The 13014-nt window shown below is 56.8% G+C and carries 13 protein-coding genes; 9 read left to right on the forward strand and 4 right to left on the reverse strand.

The window, feature by feature from the left end:
• Positions 1 to 160 precede the first annotated feature (160 nt).
• The 3 genes from A4E19_04490 to A4E19_04500 all read left to right on the forward strand — a co-directional run bounded on the left by A4E19_04490 (position 161) and on the right by A4E19_04500 (position 3719).
• On the forward strand, positions 161 to 2704 hold the full coding sequence (locus tag A4E19_04490) for a hypothetical protein (protein ID OQW32627.1): 2544 nt from the start codon (positions 161 to 163) through the stop codon (positions 2702 to 2704).
• A gap of 366 nt (positions 2705 to 3070) precedes the next feature.
• Positions 3071 to 3313, forward strand: coding sequence for a hypothetical protein (locus tag A4E19_04495; protein ID OQW32628.1), 243 nt, complete (start codon positions 3071 to 3073; stop codon positions 3311 to 3313).
• Between the two features lie 52 nt (positions 3314 to 3365).
• Positions 3366 to 3719, forward strand: a complete 354-nt coding sequence (locus A4E19_04500; GenBank protein OQW32629.1) for a hypothetical protein — start codon at positions 3366 to 3368, stop codon at positions 3717 to 3719.
• A 103-nt stretch (positions 3720 to 3822) separates the two neighbouring features.
• On the opposite strand, the gene A4E19_04505 is transcribed toward A4E19_04500, so the two are convergent.
• Positions 3823 to 4146, reverse strand: coding sequence for an RNA-binding protein (locus A4E19_04505; GenBank protein ID OQW32630.1), 324 nt, complete (start codon positions 4144 to 4146; stop codon positions 3823 to 3825).
• Positions 4147 to 4226: 80 nt separating this feature from the next.
• On the opposite strand from A4E19_04505, the gene A4E19_04510 reads away from it, so the two are divergent.
• Positions 4227 to 4544, forward strand: a complete 318-nt coding sequence (locus tag A4E19_04510; protein OQW32631.1) for a hypothetical protein — start codon at positions 4227 to 4229, stop codon at positions 4542 to 4544.
• A gap of 24 nt (positions 4545 to 4568) precedes the next feature.
• On the opposite strand, the gene A4E19_04515 is transcribed toward A4E19_04510, so the two are convergent.
• From A4E19_04515 to A4E19_04525, 3 genes are all read right to left on the reverse strand, one after another.
• The gene (locus tag A4E19_04515) at positions 4569 to 4862 is read right to left on the reverse strand and encodes a hypothetical protein (protein OQW32632.1); all 294 of its coding nucleotides are present in this window, start codon (positions 4860 to 4862) and stop codon (positions 4569 to 4571) included.
• A gap of 191 nt (positions 4863 to 5053) precedes the next feature.
• On the reverse strand, positions 5054 to 5296 hold the full coding sequence (locus tag A4E19_04520) for a hypothetical protein (protein OQW32633.1): 243 nt from the start codon (positions 5294 to 5296) through the stop codon (positions 5054 to 5056).
• Positions 5297 to 5810: 514 nt separating this feature from the next.
• Positions 5811 to 6221 carry a hypothetical protein gene (locus A4E19_04525; GenBank protein ID OQW32634.1) on the reverse strand — a complete coding sequence of 137 codons (411 nt, stop codon included), beginning with the start codon at positions 6219 to 6221 and terminating at the stop codon, positions 5811 to 5813.
• 343 nt (positions 6222 to 6564) lie between these two features.
• On the opposite strand from A4E19_04525, the gene A4E19_04530 reads away from it, so the two are divergent.
• From A4E19_04530 to A4E19_04550, 5 genes are all read left to right on the forward strand, one after another.
• Positions 6565 to 6873, forward strand: coding sequence for a hypothetical protein (locus A4E19_04530; GenBank protein ID OQW32635.1), 309 nt, complete (start codon positions 6565 to 6567; stop codon positions 6871 to 6873).
• 301 nt (positions 6874 to 7174) lie between these two features.
• Entirely contained in the window at positions 7175 to 7843 is a 669-nt protein-coding gene (locus A4E19_04535; GenBank protein OQW32636.1) for a hypothetical protein, read from the forward strand.
• A 330-nt stretch (positions 7844 to 8173) separates the two neighbouring features.
• On the forward strand, positions 8174 to 9553 hold the full coding sequence (locus A4E19_04540) for a Fis family transcriptional regulator (GenBank protein OQW32637.1): 1380 nt from the start codon (positions 8174 to 8176) through the stop codon (positions 9551 to 9553).
• Positions 9554 to 9613: 60 nt separating this feature from the next.
• Positions 9614 to 12313, forward strand: a complete 2700-nt coding sequence (locus A4E19_04545; protein ID OQW32638.1) for a hypothetical protein — start codon at positions 9614 to 9616, stop codon at positions 12311 to 12313.
• Positions 12314 to 12606: 293 nt separating this feature from the next.
• Positions 12607 to 12975 carry a hypothetical protein gene (locus tag A4E19_04550; protein ID OQW32639.1) on the forward strand — a complete coding sequence of 123 codons (369 nt, stop codon included), beginning with the start codon at positions 12607 to 12609 and terminating at the stop codon, positions 12973 to 12975.
• The last annotated feature ends 39 nt before the right edge of the window (positions 12976 to 13014 follow it).

Here is a 13014-nt window from a genome sequence, read left to right on the forward strand (position 1 = left end):
GAACAAATCCAACCTAGAATTTCCTGCCTTCTGAGCCTGGGTTCGAATCCCATTGGCTCACCAAGGTGATAAAGGGGATGACCGTCGAGCCGACTTCACTAGGGATTCCCCTAGCTGCTGTCTTGGGACAATACAGTAGAGTGCCTCCCTCGCTTCACCGATGAAGACATCCAAGCCCATTCTCTATCAATTGCCCTTTCTGATCACGGCGATCGCGGTGGTGATCGTGGTCACTTGGCTGGCGGCCTGGCAGTATGTCCAACAGTCGCTCATCCGGACAGCGGGGGAGGCGCTCAGCTTGGGAGCGGCTGAGATCGCCTCAAAATTCGACCGGATGATCTTTGAACGTTATGATGATTTACGTGTGATGGCGGTCGCCTTTTCGAACCACATGAAAGACGACACGGCATTCGTGCAGCGCTACCTTGAGACGGCACGGGACGCCTATCAAACGTATCATTGGGTCGCGGTGGCGGACAGCGAAGGACGCTTGACGGGCTCGACGTCCCTTCAATCGCCGCAGGGCACGGACGTCAGCGGAACTTCCTGGTTTCAGGAAATCCGCTCACGAGCGGTGGCCGGACAGGAGGCAACGCTGCTGGGAGGAGTAGACGCCTTCCTGACCGAGGAAGGCGCGCCCGATGCGATTGCCATCTCGCGAGCCATCTATGATTCGCGCGGAACCTTTGCCGGCGTGGTCACGAGCCGCATCACCCTCACGGTCTTGGAAGCTATTGTCGTGGAGAAGCTTCCCTCTTTGCTTACCAAGAATTCCATGCTGACGGACATTGAGTACCAGATCATCGCCGAGGATGGCGTCGCTTACATCGACAGCGACTTGGCTCATAAGGGCCGGGCTAACTTCTCCACGCTGAAACTGCAGTCGCTGGAACGGGCCGGCCACGGACAGGCGGGTTATGTAGAAGAATTGCACCTGCGCCGGCATATTCCCGTCATTACCGGGTACAGCGCCACCAGGGGATGGGGCCAGTCCGAGGGGTTCCGATGGACGGTGCTGGTGCGCATTCCCACGGCGTCGTTGGTGCAGCCCGTTCAATGGTTTCACCTCAAGGTCGCGGTGATAGGCATCGTCATCATTGTGCCGATATTCTACCTTCTCATCTGGCTGCAAGGACGCTTGCGGAAGGAATGGCAGTTCGCCCAGGTAGAACGGCTTCGCGCTACGGCGGCCGAGGCGCAGTATCATTTATTGCTGCAGACGACGGACCAGGGCATTTTTGGCGTGAACCACAAAGGCCGCTGCTCCTTCATCAACCGGTCAGCGGCCCAGATGCTGGGCTATGCGCCCGATGACCTTCTGGGAAGTCTTTTCCACGACCGCGTACACCCTGAGGGGGACGGATTGTGTGGCTCTCAGTGCGTGCTGGAAGAGGCCGTTTCACATGGAAAATACACACGACTCGCCGAGCAGGTGTTCCGGCGCAAAGATGGCACCTTGTTAGAGCTCGAATGTTCGGCCTTTCCTCTCACCGAAGCCGCCAACACCACCGATTTCGTGTTCACTCTGATGGACATTACTGAGCGAAAGCAGCGGACCACGGAGCTCCTGCAGTATCAAAGACGTCTGCAGTCGCTTGCGACACAGTTACGCAAGGCGGATGAGCTGGTCCGCCAACGTCTTGCGACAGAGTTGCACGACAACCTCGCGCAGACGCTCGCCCTCTGCCGGATGAAGCTGGTGGCCCTGTCGAACGCCGCGCCGCCGTCCGTTGCCGCCGGCATCGCGCCAGTCACGGAGCTGCTCAAGGAAGCGTTGACAGTCACTCGAAACTTGATGAGTGATTTACGGCCGCCGACGCTCGGCGGTGATGAGGATCTCGCTGCGGCAGTTCAGTGGGTAGCAGCCAAGCTCCAGCGCCATGGACTAACCGTGCGGGTCGTGGACGACGGCAGGCGAAAGCTGTTGGACCCCGATGTCTTACGCATCGCGCATCAGTCCCTCCATGAGCTGCTCTTCAATGTTCTGAAACACGCCGATGTAACCGAAGCGACCGTCCGGATGCGCCGAATCGGCCATCATCTTGTCATTCAAGTCAAGGACCGTGGCATCGGTTTTAAAGTGGAGGGCCCGCAAGCACCCACGCAAGAGAGCGGGTTCGGTCTGTTTAATCTGCGCGAGCAACTACGCGCGATCAAGGGGCACATCCGTGTCTCGTCCCTCCCTGATCGTGGGTCTCGTGTGGTGATAGTGTTGCCGTTGCGGCGACTCTCGAGTGCCACGACGCAGGTCGGCCGTCAGGTGGTCCGTGCCTCCGCCGCACTGGATGTCGGCAGCGGGGAAGCCAGCCCTATCAAGGTTCGGATTCTTTTGGTCGATGATCATCAAATCATGCGGCAAGGCCTCCGCAGCATGCTCGAGACCGAACCGGGATTCGAGGTCGCGGCCGAAGCGATGGACGGCGAAATCGCCGTTGAGCTCGCCGCGTCCCTTCATCCCGACGTTATCCTGATGGACATCAACATGCCGAAACTCAACGGCGTGGAAGCAACGCGTCGCATCAAGCATCGGTTCCCAGGCATTACGGTGATAGGTCTATCGATGCACGAGGATCCGAAGCTGGAGCAATTGATGTACGAAGCCGGCGCCTCCGCCTACCTGTCGAAAGGCACGGCGTCTACTACCGTTTGTGACACGATCCGACAGCTTCGGAGTGGGGATCGCATTCCGGAGACCATCCCATGAACCGACATCGACTTTTGCTAGACTCGCACGGCAGACCAGATACCCGGCTCTCGCGGAGAGAAGCGACCCGAAGAGAATACCAATGCGCTCATCGAAGTCATTCGGCTTTTACGGGTCTGATGAGTCTGCGTCCATAGTTCGCTCCATTGACAGGACCTGGGTAAACCTATAGGCTCACCGCATGACGTATTGAGCTACGCTGACTATCCCATCTCTCGCGCCGTCCTTCTCATGCCTCCTGGCGCGTCTGATTTCCCCGGGTCTTCGCCGCTTCTACGCCTGTATCTCCATCATTGGCTCTCCGCCAAGACGCCGAACGTGTCTTGGCCGAGGGGTGGAGGCCTCACATTTCACCAAGGAGCCCATATGAATAAGGAACAGTTCGGACAATTCTGGGAGCAGCTCAAGACGCCGCTCAAGGCCAAGTGGGTGAGAATCACCGAGGAGGACCTCGTGGAAATCAAAGGAAACCTCGATGTGTTCGGTGCCGTCCTCCAGAAACGCTACGGCGAGCTTCAGACGGATGAAGTGGCGGCATGGGCCAACCGGCGCTACTGCCATTGGTCGGGGAACTACCTCGGTTATAAGGAAGAGGCTCCGGCGCTGTAGGTCGATCGTCATTCAGCCGACGAGGAACGCGACGAAGACAAAGGGAGCGAATATGAAGCGAATCGTGATCAACAGAAGCTATGATAAATTTTGCGTCAGCCATAAGGCACTGGTCCGGCTACGCGAATTGGGGCAACGGGAGGCGCTGGAGGAAGTGGATTCCGGAGCCTATTGGCCTCAAGCTGCGGGCCCGCGGGAGCCGAGCTTGAACCAATATGGCAAACTTATTCCGCGTGATGATGAGCACCTCGTTCGAGTGGTGGAGGAACTTGGGGAAGCGGCCGATGGACATGCCGCCAGCCTCAGAATCGTCACAATTCCAGACGACGTGAACTGGGTGATTACCAAGACCGAGGGTATCGAGCAGGTGAGTGAAGCTCATCGCACATGGGGAGGAACGATGTAGAATTCTACGATGCAGGAGCTTCTCCTGATGAATGGGGAGACCGGGGACCCGAAGGGATGCTTCAATCAAAGCGCCCCTTCGGGATTCCGGTAGAGGTTGTGAATTAATAGCGATTGCGTCCACCGCTGGACCGTCCGCCCCCACCTCCAGGCCTTCCGCCGCCCCCGCCAAAACGCGGTTCCATCGGCTTGGCCTCATTGACCGTGAGTGATCGTCCATCCATCTGCGAGCCGTTTAACGCTGTGATCGCCGCCTTCGCTTCTTCCGTGGTCGACATTTCGACAAAGCCAAAGCCGCGAGGTTGGCCGGTGAATTTGTCCGTGATCAAGCGGGCCGATTCTACGGTGCCATGCTCGGCAAACAAGGTGGTGAGTTGCGATTCCGTTACCGCATATGGCAACCCGCCGACATACAGTTTTGTACCCATGAGGTCCTCCTTGGGGGAATGACATTGTCCATGACGCGAGAGGACTTCAGAGAGGAAGGAGAGGGCCAAAGACGTAGTTGGTGAACGGCTCAGGTCAGGCTTCCGATCAGATTCTCGGTAGGAACAACATCGGTGGTAGGCCGTTGGATGCTCGTTTCATCGAGGCCCTTCGCGATGAAACAGCGTCATCCTATCAGGTGTATACGGGAATAGCTACTCTGTCGCATCGGGCCGGTCAGATATGGTGCGTCCCTTCTGCACGAAGTTGCGGAGGATGCCTGGTGGGCAATCGTCAAACTTTTTCGCGGCTGTTCAAGGATCAGTCCCCCATGGCGCATGGGGACATCCTTGAATCTCAACGTCTCGATGTGCTCATGTCGCTTGAGGCAAAAGAGTAGGAATCTCGCTCATACACCGAGGCGCTAAGCGGTTTTCCTGGGAAGCTTCCGGCCCTCCGGAGATTTCTCCGAGAGAAGTGCCGTAACCGTCCGGTTGCTGTGCATTGCTAGAAGATTATTGGACAAGTCGTCGAGTGCAATCAGCACTTCCCCGACGATTTGGCGGAGTTCTCGTTCCGAATATCGCAGCGGAATAAGTCGCCGCCGCTGCCACCCCCGCAGAAAGTACGTCCCCCGGATCCGCGTATAGGGCCGCTCACACCCCATCACCAGTTCCCTTCCTTGATTGTCTTCGAGTATGAACCCTTTTACATTCATGCTGGCTCTCTCCTTTCTCCGAGATACGTCTATTAATGCTTACCCAGTCTCTCTTTCGAGCTGAAGGCTGGCATGGCTGTTCTCGCCCCGGTACATGGAGGGCAAGCCTTCGCGTCGGACCTCATGATTACCCGGCCGCCCATCCTCTTCCGGCGGATGCACTCGACGGATGAATGCAGCGTTCGAACTCGTCACGAAGGTATCGTCGGAAGACCGGGTCGCCGCAGAGAGGCCAAGACGATCGACACATGACCGACTTCGGTCCACGACAGCGCCGCAAGTTCCTGTTCGGCGCTGCAAGATTGGAGCAGTAAAAGTACACCAAGAAAGAGCGCCATGATGCCGGGCCAGATGATCGAGAGCGTGCCGAGAACCAGGACGAGTGTAATCCCCGCCAATGTCTGCTGAACGAACGGGCTCTTGACCGTGAGCATAAGGTCCTCCCTCGTGTATCCTCACCGGAAAGACATACCGACTCGTGATGGATGAGTCACACGGCTCTTCCAAATAAGGCATCATGACCGGCGTACCTGTTCGCAATATCGTCTCTATGAGAGCGACTCGACAGTGCGTTCTCACGCAAAGTCCATACCTTGGAAGAGTCAGCGAAGGTTGCCTAAATTTCGATGGATTATCACGCCATTCTTTGAGCAGGAGCACCAGAAGGCGAATCTCTTTCGATTCAGTGAATCGAAAGAGATTCGGAAAGCGTGTCACCGGTTGGGTTCACATCCAGTTGTATACAAAAAAGAGCTCCGATCGAAGGTGCACTTGGTCTCATTCCTGTTCTCAGGCTTCCGCTGTGTCTGACTGCCGACAACTGGAGTCGACCCCCGCCGATACCCGAAAGGCACATCCGCCGTGCCGGATGTGTCACTTCAAGGAAGAAACACGATGGCGACACCAACCCCATGTAAACGAACGGCCACCACACTCGATGGCAACGTGTTACCGAGATTTCCGAAAAGGAAGCACTCGAGCGGGAGATCTCAACGCCGACTTCAGAACCGTCTGGACTTTTTTTGCCGTCACCTGGAGATCATCCAGCTTCGTCGCGACAGGTTCTATGAGATAATCCATCTGTTCAAGAGCGTGTTGAGATCTGGCCAAGTTGGCCTTCGACTGCTTTAGTTCCTTTTCGAGTACGCGGGCTGCTCCCTCTCTCTTCGAAGAATCCTTGTTTGACAGTGGCAATCGAGTTACCGACAACACGAGTTGCACCTCGTAGAGGGCTTTGTAAAGAGCCGAACGTTCCGCCTCGATCCGCTTCTGCCGAGGCGCCCGTCTGACAAAGGCTTCTGCGGTCTTCATCAGGCGCAGGCAGGCTTCCCGTACATCATGCTTATCTTGTCGCGTCATCCGGACCCCTCTTGATACCAATTGGTTGTACGGTGGTGACTGTTTTCTTGCCTAACCACTACGCCGATTTCCGCTAAAGCCCACTGGGAAAGGCTCTAGGACCCATCCGGGCGGCGACCATCCGTCCGCTTCATGTGACCGAGATCTCCTCCACCACCTTCTTCCAATCTTCTCTTTGATGGAAGATCCCGCCAGGATGCGCGTTACTGAAGTCGCTGATCAACCGTACGACCCGTTTCAGAACCCATCGGATGATGTGTGATATCTGTGATATCGTGATGTCATGGTCCCGCTCTGTAAGTCGTGAGATGAGTGGATCGGATCAAAGGAAACGGCATAGCTTATGAAGCTCACACAATCGGCCGTCGAACGGTTGAAGGCATTGGTTCAGGAGCATCCCGAGGATCCTATCGTTCGAGTGCAGGTGAAGGATCTGGATGAAGCGCGCCTGGCCTTCAGCATTACGTTGGAGGCCAACGTTCAGCCGGACGACGACGTGCGGATACACGACGGTTTGACAGTGGCGATACCCGCAACCAGCACCGTTCGCATGAACGGCGTCACCGTGGACTATCAGGAAGGGAGCGGCTTCACATTCCACCACGCCGATCACCAGGACGATCTTCGTCTCGGCCTCATCAACTTGAACTGACTTCCATTAACCACAGGGCTTGAGTTCCAGCTGACTCGCCATCTTTCAATACGGCGAGTGTTTCACATATTCAACGAATCCTCACCAGAAAGACCTTTACAGGATTACCACGGGAGAGCAGACTAGAACACAACCGTTCAAGGGAAGAGAGGCATGGCCTGGTGCGGCTTCGTGGAGTAACGATCACGGCATGCAGAACACTTGTGGGTAGACATGGACCGTTGGCGAGTCTCTCTTTGAGGGAAAATCCACTTCGACTCGAATCCATTCCTGCCGGCGCAACCGGCGAACGTATAACGCGGTGACTCTGGAGCAGGAAGAAGATTTGCGAGAGAGCAAGTACGCCGTATCGTCCTATGTTAGCGTGGCATTTCTCGCGGCGTGGGCCGGATGGGTCCCATTCTGTTGGGCACAGTCAGATGGCCTAGCACCGGATGCCCGAGCCATTTTGAAACGCGGGACAATCGAAGCCGGTGGAACCGTCGGGTACTGGGAAGAGTTTCTCTTTCCCACCGAGGCACACACAGCCACTCGCCATGCCATCTTTGTCATGCCCAGGCTGGGGGTGGTCATGACCGATGAAACGGATGCCGGCCTGCTGTCCGGCAACCTACAGATTCTTGTGGAACCCTTCTATGGTCGATTTCAGAACAGGTTTTCTGCTGATACGGTCGGGGCTTCGCTAATCGTGAAATACAATCTGCTCTCATTCGGACGCTGGGTGCCCTTCTGGGATGCCGGAGTCGGAGTGCTGTGGACCGATCTTGCTCCCCGCATTGCCGAAGACAGTAGCCAGGTGAACTTTGCCCTTCAGACCGGACCAGGCGTTCAATACTTTCCGACGACGCGCCTGGCTGTGACAGTTGGAGTACGATACCATCACATCTCGAACGCCGGGATAGGACAACGGAACCTTGGATTGGATGCCGTGCTTCCCTATGCCGGAATGTCCTGGTTTTTTTCGCATTAAGACTTCGGACAGTCACGAGCCATGCCTTATAAACGGCATCACCGTGGGCAATCAAAGAGGAACCTTGCACGAGCAGAATAGCTATCCGTTCGACCCAGGAACTCGCTATAACCTCGGCGGGAATAGCCAAATCTCCAAATCTTATGGCGCCGCCTCCATTTCTCTCCGGGAAGACTTCCTGCCGATACCTGCTGGATGGCAGTTCCTGGTCCTGCCTTTGCAGCCCCACCCTTTTAGTAAGCCGAATCGCAGTAAACTGATGCATAATGCGCCAGGGGCTCTGGTGTGCAGTAGCAATTTGGGACAGGCAATACCTAGGTGGAGTAGGAAATGAGAGAAGAATGGGGCGCCATTCTCGTCGTCGACGACGATGCAGATATGAGGGAATTGGCCTACGACATGCTGAAAGACCGGGGTCATCAAGTAACCACGGCTGGGAGCGGCGAGGAAGCTCTGAAACGATTGACCGAAGAAGATTATGCCGTTGTCCTGACGGATCTTCGGATGAAAGGTATGCAGGGGCTCGAATTGCTGACCCAGGTCAAGCGAGACCATCCGGAGATCAACGTGATCCTCATGACCGCCTTCGGATCGGTGGAGACGGCGGTCGAGGCCATGAAACATGGAGCGAACGATTATCTCACCAAGCCGGTCAAGAAGGACGAGCTGATCCGCGTCGTGGAACGGGTGATCAGGGAAGCGGCCTTACGGCGCGAGGTGAGCCGGCTCAGAAAAGAAGTTCACAAGGAATATAGTTTTCATCAAATACTGGGCAAGAGCAAGGCGATCCAGGCGGTCTTCGATCTCATTCGGCGGGTGGCGGATAGTCCGACCAACGTGCTCATCACGGGAGAAAGCGGAACCGGGAAAGAATTGGTCGCCAAGGCCATTCACTACAACAGTGACAGGAAAGAGGCGCCCTTCATCCCGGTCAACTGCGCCGCGATTCCAGAGCAGCTGTTGGAGAGCGAACTGTTCGGGCATATGAGAGGCGCCTTCACCGATGCAAAGGTGGACAAGCGGGGATTGTTCGAAGAAGCGCAGAAAGGCACGCTGTTCCTCGATGAGATCAGCGAGCTGCCGCTCATGCTGCAGGCGAAAATCCTCCGCGCCATTCAGGAAAAGGAGATCCGGCGAGTGGGAGCCACCAAGCCGATCTCGGTGGATGTGCGCATCATCGCGGCCACCAACCTGAATCTCAGCGAGGAAGTGAAGAACAAGCGGTTCCGTGAGGACCTCTACTATCGACTCAACGTGATCGAGTTGAAGCTGCCGCCGCTCCGAGAGCGACGCGAAGATATTCCGCTTCTGGTGGAGGCCTTTCTCAAGAAGTGCGGTGAGGCCCGCGGGAAGGAGGTCAAGGGTGTCAGCGAGGCGGCGCTGGCCATGCTGATGGATTATGCCTGGCCCGGTAACGTGCGGGAACTGGAAAACGTCATCGAACGGGCCGTGACGCTCAGTCGAGGAGAGAAGGTTTCACCGGATGATCTGCCCGGGGCGGTGCAAGGGGCCCGTGGGGATCGGCGGGTGCTGGACGAAGCCGCCGAGCATACATTGCCCCTGCACGAGCTCGAGAAAGAATATATCAAGAAGGTGTTGGAAAAGACCGGCGGCAACAAATATCAGGCCGCCCACGCGCTTGGCATCGACCGCAAGACCCTGTATCGTAAACTCGCCGAGATCGAAGGCAAGCCTCATCCGGAGGAGTAACAACCTCTTTACCGATCATCGAATCAGGATTGAAGTCGAATAATCCTGACCCAGGCCGGGATGGATCGCATGAATGGTGTCGGCAGTCTCGCTATGCGTAGTGCACCCTGGGCGATTCCTCTTCTGACGATAGGCATTTTTGCCTTTGACCTGCTGACTCCGGTGGGCGTAGCCCTATCGATTCTGTATGTCGTTCCGTTGCTGCTCACGTATGCATCTCCCCGCACGAGGGACCCGTTCTACTTTGCCGCTGTTGTCACGCTACTGACGTGGGTTGACGTTTTGATAAGTCCGTCCGGTCTCCCGATGCCCTATGCCCTGTTCAACCGTATCTTGGGCACGGCGGTCATCTGGGTCATCGCCATCGGACTGATCCGATATAAGAGCACTCAGCACCAGCTGAAATCGGCGTTGGTTGAACAGGCCCATGCCGAAGGGCTGATGATGGAGGCGCAGGAGGCGCGCTACCACGCGAATCGGGAGGCGGTGCGTGCCGCAGTCGGCCGCGAAGATGCGGAAGAGCGACTCCTGGTCAGCCAACTCAGGTTGGAAGGGATCATCGAATCCGCCATGGATGCGATCATAACCGTGGACGAAGATCAGCGAGTCGTGTTGTTCAACCGAGCCGCCGAACACATGTTCGCCTGTCCTTTTCGAGAGGCTCTCGGACAGCCGCTCGATCGATTCTTGCCCGCACGGTTCCGCGAGGCCCATCGTCACCATGTTCAGACGTTCGGACAATCCGGTGTGACGAGCCGGAAGATGGGGCAATTGGGAACGGTGAAGGGACTTCGCTCGAACGGAGAAGAATTTCCGATCGAAGCGGCCATCTCGCATATCGCCGTCGAGAGAAAGCAATACTATACCGTCATTCTTCGCGACATCTCCGAACGGAAACAATCGGAGGAGATTCTGCAAGCGAAGGAAACATTCACTCGTGACGTGCTGGATTCCCTCCCGGCGCACATTTGCGTGTTGGAAAAGAGCGGAACCATCATGAGGACGAATGATGCTTGGAAGAGGTTCGCCGAAGACAATTCGGATTCCGCTTCGACCGCCGGGGATGTGGGGGACAACTATCTGGAGGTATGCCGGCGAGCCGTCGCGAACGGAGATTCGACCGCCGAGTCGATTCTTCGCGGTATCCAGGAGGTTCTTGAAGGAAAGCAGACGACCTTCAGTGCCGAATATCCGTGCCATTCGCCCAACGAACCGAGATGGTTCCTGCTTCGCGTCACTCCGCTGAAAGACGCCAGCGGGGTGGTGCTCGCACATCTCAACATCACCGCCCGGAAGCAGGTCGAGGAAAACCTCCAGCAGAGCCAGCGGCAGCTGGCCACCTTGATCGGCAATTTGCCCGGCTATGTCTATCGTTGCCGCAACGACCGTGACTGGACCTTGCAGTACATCAGTGAAGGAGTCTTCGATCTGACCGGATACACGGTCGAGGAGTACCTGTCGCAGAAGACCGTCACGTGCGGGGAGAAAACACATCCGGATGACGGTGAGCAGGTATGGAAGGAAGTGCAAGCCGCCTTGGAACGACGCCGACCTTTCGAGATGACCTATCGTATCCTGACCAAGTCCGGCGAGGTGAAATGGGTCTGGGAGAGGGGAGAGGGGATCTATGCACCGGACGGCACACTGAGCTATCTGGAGGGCTTCGTCACGGACGTCACGGAGCGGAAGCGCGCCGAACATTTGCTGCGGCAGAGCGAAGAACGCTACCGGCGTCTGATCGCCATTTCGCCCTATGCGATTCTGGTGAACCGGGGAGACCGCGTCATTTTCGCCAATGACCGGGCTATCAAACTGTTCGGCGCGGTGAAGGCGGAGGAGATTTTGGGAAAGCCTCCCATGGACCTGTTTCATCCCGATTTTCACGATGCCGTGCGCGAGCGTATCCATGAATTGCTGGAGGGCGGCCCGCCCGTCCCGATGATCGAGGAACAAATCGTCAGGGTGGACGGTACGTCGATCGATGTCGAAGTGAGCGCGGCGCGGTTCGTCGATGAAGAAGGGCCGGCCATCCTGGTCATGCTCCGGGACATCAGCGAACGCATACGGCTGCAGGACCAATTGCGAAAGACCGAGCGAATCGCCGAGCTCGGCACCCTCGCATCCGGAATGGCGCATGAAATCGGGACCCCGATGAACGTCATCCTCGGCCGCGCGGAATATTTGATGGATCGCGTGACGGAAGAGCCGGTCAAGAAGGGGCTTCAGACCATCGTCACCCAGGTCGAACGGATTACCAGAGTCATGAACCAACTGCTCGCCTTTGCACGGCGCAAGCCGCCGGTACGTGCCCCGCACCTCTTGAAGGACATTGTTGAGGACGGCCTGGAACTGTTTCGAGAACGGCTGGCGAAAAACGGCGTCGTGGTCGAATTGTCGTTGGACATTGATTGCCCAAGGGTGCTGGCGGATCCCGATCAGATGAGTCAAGTCTTCATCAATCTCGTGATGAACGCGGTGCATGCCATGCCGGACGGGGGGACGTTGCGAATCGGTCTTGGTCCGGAAAAACAGACGGTGAAACTGACGGTGGGCGATACCGGCCACGGAATTCCCAAAGACGTGGTCAGGAAAATCTTCGAGCCGTTCTTTACGACAAAAGATTTCGGCCAAGGGACCGGATTGGGATTGACCGTGGTCAAGGGCATCATCGAGGAACATCAGGGGTCCATCACCGTGGAGAGCGAAGAAGGAAAAGGCACGACGTTTACGATCCTGCTGCCGCAAGCCGATAACGGATAACCGTCAGCTGTCAGTGATCAGCTCTCAGGCCAGAGAGACGGTCGAAAGCTGATAGCTGACTGCTATTGGCCCGCTGTGGCATCTCGCTACGATAGGGCCTCCCTTCATCGTGGTGTTTCTCGCCACCGGGCCTTCTTCACAATCAATTTCCCTCAGGATTCCTTTGAATCCGACCCATCCCCATGAACGGCTCGTGTCGGCATCTTCCTTGCTGGTAATCGGGCATGGGTCAGGCAAGCGACATGACGGAATGAGAGCAGAGCATGTCAACGGTAGCAAAAGGAAGAGCCGCCATGGTGCTCATTGTGGAAGATGACCGAGAGATGCGCAGTCTGCTGTGCGATGAGTTGTGGGGAACGGGGTATCAACTCCGTGAAGCCCGCAATGGAGACGAAGCGTTTCTCGCGGTGCTGCAATCGGTACCGGATCTGATTCTCACGGACCTTCGGATGCCGGCGGGAGGAGATGATTACATCAGCCGGTTGCGGACCGTGGCACCCGCCTGTCCGATCGTCGTCATGACCGCGTTCGGCGATGCCGCGTTGAAAGCACGGGTACTCAAGGCGGGAGCCACTGCCTATTTCGACAAACCGGTGCGGCTTGCCGATCTCAAGAAGTGTGTGCAACAATTGCTCGGCCACGGAAGTGGGGCCGATAGCTGACACGTCCGGCCGGTCGGACGAATGACGTAGCTATTTGCT

It is taken from the genome of Nitrospira sp. SG-bin1 (assembly GCA_002083365.1).
Lineage (GTDB): Bacteria > Nitrospirota > Nitrospiria > Nitrospirales > Nitrospiraceae > Nitrospira_D.